Origin of the sequence: Roseomonas sp. CAU 1739, assembly GCF_039839775.1 — a bacterium.
Taxonomy (GTDB): domain Bacteria; phylum Pseudomonadota; class Alphaproteobacteria; order Acetobacterales; family Acetobacteraceae; genus Neoroseomonas.
This window is the reverse complement of record NZ_JBDOQQ010000004.1, coordinates 221,732-235,434: the sequence shown is the minus strand read 5'-3', so window position 1 is coordinate 235,434 and position 13,703 is coordinate 221,732. Positions and strand designations below refer to the sequence as shown.

At 69.1% G+C, this 13,703-nt stretch carries 15 protein-coding genes; 8 read left to right on the top strand and 7 right to left on the bottom strand.

The genetic code is table 11. The features are described from left to right. Nucleotides 1-28: 28 nt before the first annotated feature. The 6 genes from AAFN86_RS09605 to AAFN86_RS09580 are packed head-to-tail and all read right to left on the bottom strand — an operon-like array spanning nucleotide 29 to nucleotide 5,712. A complete protein-coding gene (locus tag AAFN86_RS09605) occupies nucleotides 29-943 on the bottom strand; it encodes a cupin domain-containing protein (protein WP_347543081.1) in 915 nt (304 codons plus the stop codon). After that, a complete protein-coding gene (locus AAFN86_RS09600) occupies nucleotides 940-2,145 on the bottom strand; it encodes a hydantoinase/carbamoylase family amidase (protein ID WP_347543080.1) in 1,206 nt (401 codons plus the stop codon). The genes AAFN86_RS09605 and AAFN86_RS09600 overlap by 4 nt, the downstream gene beginning before the upstream one ends. Beyond that, nucleotides 2,142-3,023: an alpha/beta hydrolase gene (locus AAFN86_RS09595; RefSeq protein ID WP_347543079.1), complete on the bottom strand. Its 882-nt coding sequence runs from the start codon at nucleotides 3,021-3,023 to the stop codon at nucleotides 2,142-2,144. The genes AAFN86_RS09600 and AAFN86_RS09595 overlap by 4 nt, the downstream gene beginning before the upstream one ends. 11 nt (nucleotides 3,024-3,034) lie before the next feature. Further along, nucleotides 3,035-4,162 carry a pyridoxal phosphate-dependent aminotransferase gene (locus AAFN86_RS09590; RefSeq protein ID WP_347543078.1) on the bottom strand — a complete coding sequence of 376 codons (1,128 nt, stop codon included), beginning with the start codon at nucleotides 4,160-4,162 and terminating at the stop codon, nucleotides 3,035-3,037. Further along, a complete protein-coding gene (locus AAFN86_RS09585; protein WP_347543077.1) occupies nucleotides 4,162-4,944 on the bottom strand; it encodes an SDR family oxidoreductase in 783 nt (260 codons plus the stop codon). The genes AAFN86_RS09590 and AAFN86_RS09585 overlap by 1 nt, the downstream gene beginning before the upstream one ends. 54 nt (nucleotides 4,945-4,998) lie before the next feature. Further along, on the bottom strand, nucleotides 4,999-5,712 hold the full coding sequence (locus AAFN86_RS09580) for a GntR family transcriptional regulator (RefSeq protein WP_347543076.1): 714 nt from the start codon (nucleotides 5,710-5,712) through the stop codon (nucleotides 4,999-5,001). A 102-nt stretch (nucleotides 5,713-5,814) separates the two neighbouring features. Between AAFN86_RS09580 and AAFN86_RS09575 the strand changes: the two genes are divergently transcribed. Genes AAFN86_RS09575 through AAFN86_RS09550 form a run of 6 tightly spaced genes read left to right on the top strand, consistent with a single transcriptional unit; the run spans nucleotide 5,815 to nucleotide 11,155 of the window. Further along, a complete protein-coding gene (locus tag AAFN86_RS09575) occupies nucleotides 5,815-6,615 on the top strand; it encodes an ABC transporter ATP-binding protein (protein ID WP_347543075.1) in 801 nt (266 codons plus the stop codon). Beyond that, the gene (locus AAFN86_RS09570) at nucleotides 6,612-7,349 is read left to right on the top strand and encodes a class II aldolase/adducin family protein (RefSeq protein WP_347543074.1); all 738 of its coding nucleotides are present in this window, start codon (nucleotides 6,612-6,614) and stop codon (nucleotides 7,347-7,349) included. The genes AAFN86_RS09575 and AAFN86_RS09570 overlap by 4 nt, the downstream gene beginning before the upstream one ends. A 20-nt stretch (nucleotides 7,350-7,369) precedes the next feature. Continuing rightward, complete coding sequence (locus AAFN86_RS09565) at nucleotides 7,370-8,377, top strand: ABC transporter substrate-binding protein (RefSeq protein ID WP_347543073.1); 1,008 nt, start codon at nucleotides 7,370-7,372, stop codon at nucleotides 8,375-8,377. Then, complete coding sequence (locus AAFN86_RS09560; protein ID WP_347543072.1) at nucleotides 8,374-9,117, top strand: ABC transporter permease; 744 nt, start codon at nucleotides 8,374-8,376, stop codon at nucleotides 9,115-9,117. The genes AAFN86_RS09565 and AAFN86_RS09560 overlap by 4 nt, the downstream gene beginning before the upstream one ends. After that, entirely contained in the window at nucleotides 9,114-9,857 is a 744-nt protein-coding gene (locus AAFN86_RS09555; protein ID WP_347543071.1) for an ABC transporter permease, read from the top strand. Before AAFN86_RS09560 ends, AAFN86_RS09555 begins: the two co-directional genes overlap by 4 nt. Before the next feature lie 5 nt (nucleotides 9,858-9,862). Beyond that, nucleotides 9,863-11,155 carry an LLM class flavin-dependent oxidoreductase gene (locus tag AAFN86_RS09550; RefSeq protein WP_347543070.1) on the top strand — a complete coding sequence of 431 codons (1,293 nt, stop codon included), beginning with the start codon at nucleotides 9,863-9,865 and terminating at the stop codon, nucleotides 11,153-11,155. Between the two features lie 89 nt (nucleotides 11,156-11,244). Here the strand turns inward: AAFN86_RS09550 and AAFN86_RS09545 are convergent, their stop codons facing one another. Then, nucleotides 11,245-11,418 (bottom strand): hypothetical protein, encoded by a 174-nt coding sequence (locus tag AAFN86_RS09545; RefSeq protein WP_347543069.1) that lies wholly within the window; start codon nucleotides 11,416-11,418, stop codon nucleotides 11,245-11,247. A gap of 63 nt (nucleotides 11,419-11,481) precedes the next feature. Here AAFN86_RS09545 and AAFN86_RS09540 point away from each other — a divergent pair, with 63 nt between their 5' ends. Together AAFN86_RS09540 and AAFN86_RS09535 are read left to right on the top strand one after the other, a co-directional pair. Continuing rightward, on the top strand, nucleotides 11,482-12,921 hold the full coding sequence (locus tag AAFN86_RS09540) for a deoxyribodipyrimidine photo-lyase (protein ID WP_347543068.1): 1,440 nt from the start codon (nucleotides 11,482-11,484) through the stop codon (nucleotides 12,919-12,921). Then, nucleotides 12,918-13,697, top strand: coding sequence for a metallophosphoesterase (locus AAFN86_RS09535; RefSeq protein ID WP_347543067.1), 780 nt, complete (start codon nucleotides 12,918-12,920; stop codon nucleotides 13,695-13,697). Before AAFN86_RS09540 ends, AAFN86_RS09535 begins: the two co-directional genes overlap by 4 nt. Nucleotides 13,698-13,703 lie beyond the last annotated feature (6 nt).

The window sequence follows — 13,703 nt, the reverse complement described above, 5'->3', positions numbered from 1 at the left end:
CCCCAGCAAGGGCGGGGCCAGACGCGGGTCAGCCCGGCGCGGCTTCGAGGAATTCGAACCCCATGGTGCGCGCGTGGTAATGCAGCCCGCCATCCTGGACGATGAGGAAGCGCGCCTGCACCCGGCCGGCATTGTGGTGTGAATGCGGGTCGCCGGCCGGCGTGACGAGGGTGTTGCCGAGGCTCCACGGGCGCGGCTCGCCGCTGACCATGGAATGGCAGTGCTCGCCTTGCAGGACCAGGGTGATCGCCGCGGAATTGTGCCGGTGCGCGCGCTGGTGCTCGCCCGGCGGCAGGGTGTTGAGCGAGAGCGTCATGCTCGGCGTGATGTTGCGCCACGCCTCCAGCCCGTCCGATGAGAAGATGACGGCCAGGCCCGAGGTCGCCGCATTGGTGGTGCAGGCGCCGATGATGGCGAGTTGGCGTTCGATCTCCGCCGCCGCGTAGTGCACCGGGGCAAGCGGCGCGGGGCCTTCGCGCAGGCCTTCGAAAGCGAGCAGCGGCTCGTTGCCGACCAGCCAGAGCACGGCATCCTCGGTGGCGGCCAAAGGCTGCGCGCCGCCGGGCAGCAGGAAGATGTCGCCCGCGCCCCAGGCGAAGCCGGGCGCCGTGCCGGCGCCGCGCAGCACGCAGCCGATCAGCCCGGTGGCGTGGGTGTCGAGGGCGAGCGTCTCCCCCGCGCGGATCACGGCGTAGCGGGCGAGCATCAGCGGGCTGGTCGCGGGGAAGGCGCAGCCGATCGCAGCCGACTGGTCGCAGGCGATGATGCCGGTGGGCGCACTAGGTTCGAAGGCGGCGGCGGCCTGGGCGGCGAAATCCGCCGCCGGCACGGCCGGCAGCTTGATGTTGAAGGCGTTGCCCGAATTGAAGAAACGCGCTCGCGCCGCGGCGGCGCTACCCGGTGCCTGCGCGTGTTGCACGGGCAGGTCGGCCATGTCGGTCATGTCGTCAGTTCCTCGACCACGGCGGCGAGCAGCGCGGCGCCGGCTTGCACATCATCGGGCTCGGCCCATTCCTCGGGCGAGTGGCTGATGCCCTCGCGGCAGGGAATGAAGATCATCGCGGCGGGGCAGAGCGGCGCGAGGTGCCGCGCATCATGCCCGGCCGCGGAGAGGATCGGCATGGCGGGCAGGCCGAGCCGTGCCGCCGCCGCCGCAAGCCGGTCGCGCAGGCCCGCATCGAAATCGTTGGAGGGCGCATCGACGAGGCGCGTGACGGTCACGGCGCAGGGTGGTGCCTCGGCCAGTGCCGCGGCTTCCAGCCGCGCGGCATGGGCCTGCAGCGCGGCGTTATCCGGATGGCGCAGGTCGATGCGGAAGACCACGCGCCCGGCGACGACGGATGGCGCATTGGGCTGCACCGTCACCCGGCCGATGGTGAACTTCACGATCGGATCGGCCTCGCCCACATCGCGCTGCATCCGCGTGGCGATGCGCGCGAAGGCCATCACCGCATCGCGGCGGCGGTCCATGTCGAGCGTGCCGGCATGGCCTTCCTCGCCGTCGATCACGACCTCCCAGGTGATCTTGCCCTGGATGCCGGTGACGATGCCGAGCGGGATGCCCTGCGCTTCAAGCACGGGTCCCTGTTCGATATGCGGCTCGATATAGAAGGCCGGCGCGAAGCCGAGCGGGCGGCGCGGCATGTCGGGGAAGGCGGCGTGCAGCGCATCGAGCGCGTCCCCGACGCTGATGCCCGCCGCATCGCGTGCGGCGCGGATGGTGGCGAGGTCCCGCACGTCGGCGAAGGCCTCCGAGCCCATCATGCCCGGGGCGAAGCGGCTGCCTTCCTCGTTCATCCAGGCGACGACCGTCAGGTCGCGGGCCGGGGTGGGCAGGGTCGTCGCAGCTTCCAGCGCCGCGAGCACGCCGAAGGCGCCGTCGAACTTGCCGCCGGTGGGCTGGGTGTCGATATGGCTGCCGATCAGCCCCGGCGGCAGGGCGCGGTCACGGCCCGGCCTGGTCAGGAACAGGTTGCCGGCAGCGTCGGTGGACGGCTCCAGCCCGGCCTCGGTCGCCCAGGACAGCAGCAGACGCCAGGCGTCGATCTCGCCGGGGCTGAGCGCCTGTCGATCGACGCCGCCATCGCCGCGCGCACCGATCTCGGCCAGGCGCATCAGGCGTTGCCAGAGGCGGCTTTCGCTCATGTCGTGCGCATGATCTGGCCGGGCAGCGCGCGGGGGTCGCGCTTGCGCCAGCGGCCGGCCTCGACCTGGGCGATGAAGGACGCGAGCAGGGCGTTGAAGGCGTCGGGTTCCTCCAGGTTCAGCGTGTGGCCGGTCTTGGGGAAGACCGACAGGCCGCAGGCCGGGATGGTCTTCTTGAGGAAGATGCCCGGTTGCAAGCAGTGGTCGTCCTCATCGCCGACGATCACCAGCGTGGGCACCTCCATGGCCTTGAGTTCGGCTTCGAGGTCCCAGAAGGACGGCCGGCGTACCTGCACGCCGCGCATGGTCAGCGCGGCGCCGATGTCGGAATGCGTCGCCAGGCGATCGGCGAATTCGCGCCAGCCGCGCGGGTCCTTGTCCTGGAACTGCACGCGGCTCGCGCCTTCGGCATAGATGGGGGCGAAGGCGCGGGCGCCGTCCTTCTCGAAGCGGTCGGCAACTTCGCGCGACACGCCGCGGAAATACTCCTCGAATTCCTTCTCGCAGCCATAGCCGGCGCCGGCGACGGTCAGCGACAGCGCGCGGTCCGGGTGGCGCAGGCCGAAATGCACCGTGGCGAAGCCGCCCATGGACAGGCCGACGATATGCGCCTTGGAGATCTTCAGCGCATCCAGCACGGCGATGGCGTCGGCCACCGCGATGGCCTGGGAATACTGCTCGACGTCGGCCGGCACGTCCGATGGCGGATAGCCGCGCGCGGCATAGGTGATGCAGCGATGGCGGCGGCTGAAATGCCGCATCTGCGGTTCCCAACTCGCGTGATTGCCGCCGAATTCGTGAATGAAGAGGATGGGCACGCCCTCGCCCGCTTCCTCATAATGCAGGGCGATGCCGTCCGGCGTGGTGATGCGCGGCATGATGCGGTCCTTCAGAATTGCGGCGGCAGGTCGTTCAGGCTGCGCGCCGTCTCGACCAGGACGGGCAGGCGGTCGGCGAGCTTTTCCGCCCAGTCGCGCGGGACGGAAGTGCTGACCTTGACGAAGCGATGCCCGAAGCGCGCGGTGTGATAGGCGCCCTGGCGGATCATGATGCCCTCGCGGTTCGCGGCCTCGACCAGGGCTTCGGGCTGCAGTCCGCCGGTCTCGATGACGATGAAATTGCCGTGGGAGGGCCAGACCGGGACGGAGAAGCCGGGGATGGCGAGTGCGGCGTCACGGATCAGCGCGTTGTTGGCGCGCGTCGTGGCGCGGACGGTCGCCATCCATTCGGGCTTCACCGCGAGCCCCGCCAGTGCGGCACGCTGCGCGATGACGCTCGCACCCAGCACGCCGGTGGATTGGGCGGCGAAATCCTCCAGCATTGCGGCGGGGGCGACCAGCGCGCCGATGCGCAGCCCCGCGAGGCCAAGCCATTTGGAGAAGGACACCGAGACGACCGCGTTGTCGGGGGCTTCCAGCAGCGCGGGATGGTGGCCATCGGCGAAGTCGCGATAGGTGCAGTCATGCACGAACAGCGCACCGAATTCCTTCGCGATGGCGGCGAAGGCGGCGATCTCCTCCCGCGTGTAGCGGATCCCGAGCGGGTTGTTGGGATCGACGATGTAGATGATGGCGGTGCGCGCGTCGCAGGCGGCGCGGAGCGCGTCGGGCGTCAGGCGGAAATCGCAGGCGGGGTCGTAGATCGGGATCTCGATCACCTCCGCTCCCGCCTGGCGGGCAAACAGGCAGGGCCATTTCCAGGTCGGGTCGGTGGTGACGAAGGTGGTGCCCGGGCGGCAGCGCGCGCGACAGACTAAGGCGAGCGCGTTGACGCCGCCTTCGGTGACGAGCGCTTCGGCGCCAGTCACGCCGAGATCAGCGACGATCGCGGCGCGCAGGGCTTCGAAGCCCAGCGGCGGCGCATAGGCGTTGAATTCGGCGGCGTCGATCGAGGCATGCATCGCCGCCAACACTGCCGGATGGGCCGGGATGTGGTTGGTGTTCTGGCCCATCCAGGCCAGGCCGGGCGTGGCCGTCAGCGTGTCAAAGTAGCGGTTGCGGACCAGAGCGCCGGACATCAGATCACCGAACCCCGCGCGGCGATGCCGCCATCGATGGTCACCACCGTGCCGGTGATGTAGCCGGCGCGCGGGGACGCCATGAAGGCGCAGAGATCGGCCGTCTCGCGCACTGTGGCGGGGCGCTTGCCGGGGTATTTGGCGTACAGCTCCTCCCAGCGGGATTCGTCGCCGAGCATGTCGCGCGCCTTGATGCGCATGATCTTCAGCATGCGGTCGGTGGCGACCGGACCCGGATTGATGCCGACGACGCGGATGCCGTCATCCAGGCTGCGCCCGCCGATCGCCTTGGAGAAGGACATCAGCGCGGCATTGCCGGTGGAGCCGGCGAAATACGCCGCGTCCCAGTTCTCGCCGGAATTGCCGATGACGTTGATGATGACGCCGCCGCCCTTCGCCTTCATCCGCGGATAGAAGCAGCGTGTCAGGGTGATGTAGCCAAAGACCTTGAGGTCGAAGCCGCGGCGGATCGCCTCGTCCGTCACGCTGTCCAGCGGGCCGGCGGGAATGTCGCCGGCATTGTTGATCAGGATGTCGGATTCGCCCGCCGCCTCGGCGAGGGCTTCCATCGCCGGCGTCGAGCCGAGGTCGAGCGCATGCACGGTGACGCGAACCCCGTGATCCGCGCGCAGCCGCGCGGCGGCTTCCTCCATCGCCGGGCCGTTGCGGGCGGCGAGGTGCAGGTTGCAGCCCTCCTCGGCCAGCACCTCCGCACAGCCGAGGCCGATGCCCTTGGAAGCCCCGGTGATCAGGGCGGTCTTGCCGGTGAGGTCGAGCTGCAAGGGAATCTCCGCAGAGTTATGTATACGTCGGATAGGCAATCCGCATACCAGAGATCAGCCGAGCCCGGCGATCAGGTCCAGCAGGTTCTCGCCCAGCAGGGTCAGATGCGCCCGCATGGCCCGGTGCGCGGCCTCCGGATCATGGGCGAGGATTGCCTCCATGATCTCCTCATGCTCGCGAATCGTATCCTCGACGCGCGTCGGCATATGCGTGACGCGACGGCGATAGGCAGCGACGCGGTTGCGCAGGCGGCGCGTCTCATCGGCCAGGAAGGCGTTGTTGGCGGCCTCATAGATGGCTTCGTGGAATTCGGCGTTGATGTCGTAGAACACGTCCACGCTGTCGCCGGCGGCGGCGACCAGGCGCGCATGGATGGCTTGCAGTGCCTGGGATTGCGCCTGGGTGACACGCCGCGCGGCGAGGCGGGCGCAGAGTCCCTCGAGTTCGCCCATCACCTGAAACATCTCGATCAGCGTCTGGGCGCCGATGGACCGCACAGCAGCACCCTGGCGTCCCCGCAATTCCACCAGGCGATCGGCGGCAAGCAGGCGGAAGGCCTCGCGCACCGGGGTGCGGGAACAGCCGTAGCGCTCGGCGATCTCCTGCTCGTCCAGGCGGCTGCCGGGCTCGATGCGGCCGGCGACGATCTCGGTTTCCAGGCGGCGGTGCAGCGTGTTGGCGAGAGTGGCGGGGAAGGTCTCGATGCGGGCGGAGGCGCGCCCCTTTTCTGGCCAATCTGCACGCCCGGCTGCCTGTTTTCCGCGCATCTGTATTCCTACGGACCAATCTTGTGTGCACATACTGCTATTTATGTATTCCACAACCCACGGCCAGCCGCCAGTATGAATGCAAGGACGGAAGGCGGGGCTTTGCAGACCACCACCACAGCGCTGCTGGAAATGCAGTCGATCGGCAAACGCTTCGGCGCCGTGCAGGCGCTGGACGGCTTCGCCATGGATGTCGAACCGGGCGAGTTCGTCACCGTGGTCGGCCCCAGCGGCTGCGGGAAATCCACGCTGTTCAACATCGTGGCCGGCCTGGAAGAACCCGACGACGGCGGCATCCTGCGCTTCAAGGGGAATGGCTGCCACGCGAAGGAACTGCTCGGCCGCGTGTCCTTCATGCCGCAGCGGGACCTGCTGCTTCCCTGGCGCAACGTGGTGGACAACGCGATCCTGGCACGCGAGATCGAAGGCGCGAACCGCGCCGCGATGCGCGCCGAAGCCCGCGCCATGCTGCCGGAATTCGGCCTGGCGGGGTTCGAGAAGCAGTATCCGCATCAACTCTCCGGCGGCATGCGTCAACGCGTCGCACTCATGCGCACCTTCCTGTTCGAACGGGAATTGATGCTGCTGGACGAGCCCTTCGGTGCGCTCGACGCGCTGACGCGCAGCATGATGCAGCGCTGGCTGCTCGACATCTGGCAGCGCCATCGCCGCACCATCCTGTTCATCACCCATGACGTGGATGAGGCGATCTTCCTCGGCGACCGCGTGCTGGTGATGACCGCGCGGCCCGGCCGCGTGAAGCTGATGCGCAAGGTGGACCTGCCGCGGCCACGCAAGGCCGAACTCGTCACCTCCCCCGAATTCACCGCCATCAAGCGCGAAGTGCTCGATGCGATCGAGGAGGAAGCCATGAAATCCTTCGTCGCGGAGACCGCCGCATGACCCCTGCCGAGGCGGAAGCCCGCATCAGCCTCGCCGCCTGCTACCGGCTGGTCGCACGGCTCGGCATGGATGATGTGATCTACAACCACATCTCGCTGCGCGTGCCGGGCGAACCCGGCGCCTTCCTGCTCAACCCATATGGGCTGATGTTCGCGGAGATCACGGCGTCATCCCTGGTGAAGATCGACATTGACGGTCGCAAGCTGTCGAACAGCCCGCATGACGTGAACGTCGCCGCCTTCGTCATCCATGGCGCGCTGCACAAGTCGCGCGAGGATGCCGCCTGCGTGCTGCACACGCATTCGGATGCGGCGCTTGCCGTCTCGGCGCAGAAGGACGGGCTGCTGCCGCTCAGCCAATTCGCCATGCGCTTCTACAACCGCCAGGCCTTTCACGATTACGAGGGCGTCGCGATCGATCTCGACGAGCAGCAGCGGCTGATCGCCGATTTCGCCGATCATCCGGTGATGCTGATGCGCAACCACGGCATGCTGACGCTGGGTCGCACGCCGGGCGAGGCCTTCATGCTGCAATACTATTTCGAGCGCGCGGCAAAGATTCAGCTGATGATGCAGGCCTCCGGCGTGCCGATCATCGCGCCGCCTCATGAGGTCTGCGAACATGCCGCGCGGCAGTTCTGGGACCTCAAGGGCGACATCAAGATTCCAGGCGAGCGCGAATGGCCGGGCTTCCTGCGCCTGCTCGACCGCGAAGATCCATCCTACCGCGCATGACACCCCAAGGAGCCACCACCATGAACAGGCGACTTCTTCTGACCGGCCTCGGGGCGGCGCTCGCCCTGCCCGCCATTCCCCGCGCCGGCGCGCAGACGTTGACGCGCGCCACGCTGCGGTTGAAATGGCTGACCCAGACGCAGTTCGCCGGCTTCTACGTCGCCGTGCAGAAGGGCTATTACCGCGAGGCCGGGATCGACCTGACGATCAACCCCGGCGGGCCGAACCTGCTGACCGAGAACCTGGTCGCCTCCGGCGCCGACACCTTCGGTCTGTCGGGCGGCACGGACAGCGTGTTTGCCGCGCGCGAGCGCAACCTGCCCATCGTCTGCACCGGCGTGATGCACCAGCAGACGCCCTTCGTCTTCGTCGCGCGCGCCGATGGGCCGATCCGCACGCTGGCGGATTTCCGGGGCAAGACCATCACCACCTGGTACACGGGGGCGAACTTCGTGCTGCTGGGCATGCTGGCCCAGGCCGGGCTGCGGCCGGGCGACTTCACCATGCAGCCGCAGCAGGTCAGCGTGACGCCCTTCGTGGACGGGCAGATCGATGTCGTCACCGCCACGCGCTACAATGAATTTTACACGCTGATGACGCGCATGGGCCGCGACAAGCTGCGGAGCTTCGTCCCCGACGACCACGGCATCACCTTCCCGCGTGACACCGTCATCGTCAGCGAGCAGACCGCTCGCGACAAGCCGGACATGGTCAAGGCCTTCATGCAGGCGTCCATCCGCGGCTGGCGCGATGCGCTGCGCGACCAGAAGCTCGGCGTCGACACGGTGATGGCCGTCGCACCCACGCTGGCCCGCCCGCATCAGGAATTCATGCTGGAGGAAGCCGGCAAGCTGATGGTCGCCGGGCCCGCCGCGACCAACGGCCTGTTCTGGATCGACATGCCGACCATCCAGAAGGCGCATGACTTCTTTCTTCGCAATGAGGTGATCAAGGCGCCGCTGGACCTCGCCGCCGCCTACAAGCCGAGCTTCCTGGAGGGCATCGCGCTGCCCGACCGGATGGCATGAAGGCTGCGTTGCGCCTGGCCGGCGGGCTGCTGTTCGCCGGCCTCATCTGGGAAGGCACGGTCGTCTTCTTCGGTATCCGCCAATCCACCCTGCCGCGACTGACGGAGGTGCTGGCGGCGATCGCCGCCACCCCCGGCGCCTATTGGAGCGGATTCCTGCGCACGGCGATCGAGACGCTGATCGGCTTCGCCGCCGGCACGCTGGTGGGCGTGGCGAATGGGCTGATCTTCTTCCGTGCGCCGATCCTGCGCGACATGCTGCTGCCGATCTTCGTGGTATCCCAGACCATTCCCGTCATCGCCTTCGGTGCGCTGGTGGTGATGTGGTTCGGCAATACGCTCATGGCCAAGGCGGTGATCGCCTTCTACCTGACCTTCTTCCCGGTCACGGTGAATACGCTGCTCGGGTTGAATTCCGTCGATCCGCGCCAGGTCGCCCTGCTGCGCAGCTTCGGTGCGAAGGGACGGCAGATCCTGTTCCGCCTGCAATTGCCGATGGCGCTACCGCAGATCTTCGTGGCGTTGCGGCTCGGCGCCTCGCTCAGCCTGGTCGGTGCCATCGTCGGCGAGTGGTTCGGCGATACCACCGGCATCGGCGTGCTGCTGCTGCAGGCGATGTACAATGAGAACGTCATCGCTGTCTGGGCGGCGATCCTGTGCGCGGCGGTGCTGGGGACGGGGTTCTATGCACTGGTGGCGCTGGCCGAACGCCGCATCGTATTCTGGGGGGCGGAACAGTGACGCAGCACCGCGGCACGCTGCGCGGCATCCTCGGTGGCGTGTTGCTGCTGGCGGTGTGGGAGGCGGTGGCGCGCGGCTTCGCCCTGCCCGCCTATACCCTGCCGGCGGTCAGCGACATTCTCGCTGCCGCCTGGCAGCATCGCGCGGTGCTCGCGACCGCCGGCTGGATCACGGCGCAGGAAGCTCTCGCGGGCTACGCCATCGGCACTGTCATCGGCATCGGCCTCGCCGGGCTGCTGGTGGTCGCACCGCTGCTGCGCGGCCCCGTGCTGCCCACCGCCATGGCGATCAATTCGGTCCCCGTGGTCGCCTGGTCGCCGCTGGTGCTGCTGTGGCTCGGCGTCGGCATGGGGTCGAAGATCGCCATGGTCGCGCTGGCCGTGGGCTTCACCGTGTTCCTCAGCGCGCTGGCGGGGTTCGACCGGGTGGACCGGCGCAGCGTGGACCTGATGCGCAGCTTCGGCGCCGGGCCAGACGCTGTGTTCTGGCGGCTGCGCCTGCCGGCCGCGCTGCCGCTGATTGCTGCGGGCATGCGCGTCGCCACCGTTCGCAGTCTGATTGTGGCGATCGTGACGGAGATGCTCGGCGCCTATGGTGGGCTCGGCTGGGTGATCTACCAATCGGTGACGCTGATCGACTTCGTGCAGGTCTGGTCCGCGATCCTGGTGGCCTCGGCGATCAGCCTCGCCTTCTTCGGCCTGGTGGGCGCCATCGAACGGCGCGTGATCTTCTGGCGGTGAACGACATGGCGCGACAGATGCATCTCGGCCTGTTCATCCTCGGCACCGGCAGCCATGTCGCGGGATGGCGCTATCCGGGCGCGATCGACAGCTTCCAGGACATGGCGGCGATCCGCGCCATCGCGCGGGAGGCCGAGCGCGGCCGCTTCGACATGATCTTCATGGGGGACAATCTCTACGCCGATCCCGCCGCGCATCCGTCCTACACGGTGCGGCTGGAGCCGCTGACGATGCTTGCCGCGCTGGCGGGTAGCACGACGCATATCGGGCTCGGTGCCACGGTGGCGACGACCTACAGCGACCCCTTCACCGTCGCACGCGCCTTCGCCTCGCTGGACCACATCAGTGGCGGGCGGGCGGCGTGGAATGCGGTGACCGGCGCCAGCCCGCAGGCGGCGCCGAATTTCGGCAAGCTGCATCCGAACCATGCCGAGCGCTACGCCATCGCCGCCGAGTTCGTCGATGTGGTGCGCGGCCTGTGGGATTGCTGGGCGGATGATGCGGTCGTCGCGGATCGCGCCAGCGGCGTATATGTCGATCCGGCACGGCTGCGGCGGCTGGATCACGCCGGGCCGCATTTCGCGGTGCAGGGGCCGTTGAACATCGGACGGTCGCCACAGGGCCGGCCCATCATTTTGCAGGCGGGCGGGTCGGCGCCGGGGCTCGATCTCGCGGCGCGCACCGCCGATGTCGTGTTCTCGGTGGTGCAGGATTTCAATGAGGCGCGCGCGCAATACGCCACGCTGAAAGACCTGCTTCCGCGCCACGGCCGCCGGGCGCAGGACGTCACCGTGCTGCCGGGCGTCATGCCGGTGGTCGGGCGCACGGAACGCGAGGCCTTCGACCGCCTCGCCACGCTGCAGGGCTTCATCGATTCCCGCAACGCGCTGCAATTGCTGTCTGACCGCTTCGGCACGGACATGTCCGCCTATGACCTCGACGGGCCGGTGCCGGACCTGCCGCTGCCCGACACCTATCATTCCTTCTCGCGGGCCCTGCTGAACAAGGCGCGGCGAGAGGGGATGTCGCTTCGCGACGTCTATAATCTGATCGCCGCCGCACGCGGCCACTGGGTTCTGTGCGGGTCCGCCGAGAGCATCGCCGACACGTTGCAAGCGTGGTTCGAGGGCGGCTCGGCGGATGGCTTCAACATCATGCCGCCCTGGTTCATGGAAGGCTTCACCGACTTCATCGACCTGGTGGTGCCGATCCTGCAGGACCGCGGCCTGTTCCGAAGGGACTATGCCGGGCCGATGCTGCGCGACCAGTTGGGGCTGGCGCGCCCGGAACGGGGCTGAACCCGACCGGGCCGCAGTCGTCGCGCGCCGGGCCCGGCATCACTCCGCCGGCAGCGCATGGGCCGGTGGCGCGGCGGATTCGGGCGCCATCAGGCCATCGGTCTCGGCGCCGAGTTCCTGCCGCCATGGCCGCCAGCGTTCCAGCCGACCAGCGCGGCCACCAGCATCGCCGCGAAGCACGTCGCCAACATCCAGAACGGCAGGCCGGTCACGCCATCCAGGGTCAGCTTGCCCTGCCCGGCCATGTCCAGCAGCGGCCGCATCCATCATAATCTGTGCAAATTCGAATGCTGCAAGAATGGTGACGTCGGCCGCCGAAGCACCACATGGCTTTCATGCCCGACGCAGCACTGATCTGGTTCCGCCAGGACCTCCGCCTCGCCGACAATCCCGCGCTCGCCGCCGTGCAGGACCGCCCCGTCCTGCCTGTCCATGTGCTGGAGGACGGGCCCGGGGCACCCGGTGGCGCGGCGCGGTGGTGGCTGCATCACAGCCTGGTGTCGCTGGGGCGCGCGCTCGCCGAGCGCGGCACGCCGCTGCTGGTGCTGCGCGGCGATCCGCGCCGGCTCATCCCCGCAATCGCCGCGCAGGTGGGCGCCACCGAAATCCATGCCGGCCGGCAGACCGAACCCGCCGCCCGCCAACGCGATGCCGAGACCCACGACGCGCTGCAACGGGACGGGCGGCGGCTCGTGCTGCACCGCAACGCGCTGCTGCACGAACCGCACCTGGTGCGCACCGGGGCGGGCAAGCCCTTTTCGGTCTATACGCCGTTCTCGCGCGCGGTCTTTGCGCTGCTGGAAGGCCTGCCGCCGCCCATCCCGGCCCCTGACCGGCTGACGCCCGCCACTGGCGGCCCGGCAGGCCTTGGCCCCGCCGCTTTCGGCCTGCTGCCCGCGCCGCCGGAGCCCGACTGGGCGGCCGAATTCCCATCCCACTGGACGCCCGGGGAGGCCGGCGCCGCCGCCCGTCTTGCCGCCTTCCTGGACGCCGGGCTGGCGACCTATGCCGCGCGGCGCAACATGCCCGCGGCGGAATGGGGAACCTCCGGCCTCTCCCCGCACCTGCATCTGGGCGAGATCTCCCCGCGCCAGGTTTGGCATGCGGCGCAGGCGCAGGGCGGCGCGGGGCTTGAGACCTTCCTCAAGGAGATCCTGTGGCGGGAATTCTCCCACCACCTGCTGTGGCACCGGCCGGAGATGCCCGGGCAGCCGCTGCGGCCCGAATTCAATGCCTTCCCCTGGCGGTCCGATCCCGCAATGCTGCGCGCCTGGCAGCGCGGGCGGACCGGCATCCCGATCGTCGATGCCGGTATGCGCCAACTGTGGCGCAGCGGCTGGATGCATAATCGGGTACGGATGATCGTCGCCTCCTTCCTCGTGAAGCACCTGCTGCAGCCCTGGCAATCGGGCGAGGCCTGGTTCCGGGACACGCTGGTCGATGCCGACCTCGCGGCCAATGCCGCGTCCTGGCAATGGGTGGCGGGGTGCGGGGCGGATGCCGCGCCGTATTTCCGGATCTTCAACCCGGTGCTGCAGGGCGCGAAATTCGACGCCGAGGGCGCCTTCGTGCGCCGCTGGTGCCCGGAACTCGCGCGCCTGCCGGACCGCTTCATCCACTGCCCGCATGAGGCGCCGCCGGACATCCAGCGCGCGGCGGGCGTCGCGATCGGGCGCACCTACCCCGCCCCCATCATCGACCTGGCGGAGGGCCGCGCCCGCGCCCTGGCGGCATTCGCCGCCATCAAGGGCATCGAGGCGGCGTGATCCCGACGCCCGACACCTTGCGCCAGGCGGGCTTCACTGGATTGCGCGTGGTGGGCGACGTGCATGGCGACGCCCGCGGCTTCGACGCCGCGCTGGCGGGCGCCGAGGCGTCCAGGCTGTTCGTCATCCAGCTGGGTGACCTGACCGACCATGGGCCGGACAATCCGGCCGTGCTGCGGGCGATGTTCGCCGCCATCGACGAGGGTCGCGGCCTGTTCATCCTGGGCAACCACGACCACAAGCTGCGGCGGGCGCTCGGCGGGCAGTTCGTGCGGATGGAACGCGATGGGCTGGGGCGCACGCTCGACCAGATCGCCGCCGCGCCCGACGCCGCGGCGCTGACCGCGCGCGCCATCGCGGAGATCGGCCGCGCGCCAGCGTGGCTGTCGCTCGGCCGGCTGATGTTCGTCCATGCCGCCTTCCACGATGCCATGCTGGAACACCCCTCCCCGCCCGATGCCGGCGCGGCCCGGCCGGAAGGCCTGGTCGGCCGGGCAATCTTCGGCCAGGTGACCGGGCGCCGCGCCGCGGATGGCTTCCCCATCCGGCTGACCGGGTGGGTGGACCGCATTCCGCCCTGGCTGACCGTGCTGGTCGGGCACGACAACCGGTCGCGCGATGGGCGGCCGGTGACGATGACGGGCCAGCGCGGCGGGCGCGCCATCTTCCTCGACACCGGCGCGGGCAAGGGCGGCGCGCTGGCCTGGCAGGATTTCAGCCTGGCCGAGACCGGCGTTGATGCACCGCAAGGACGCACGCCTTCCGTGACGGTCTGATGACAG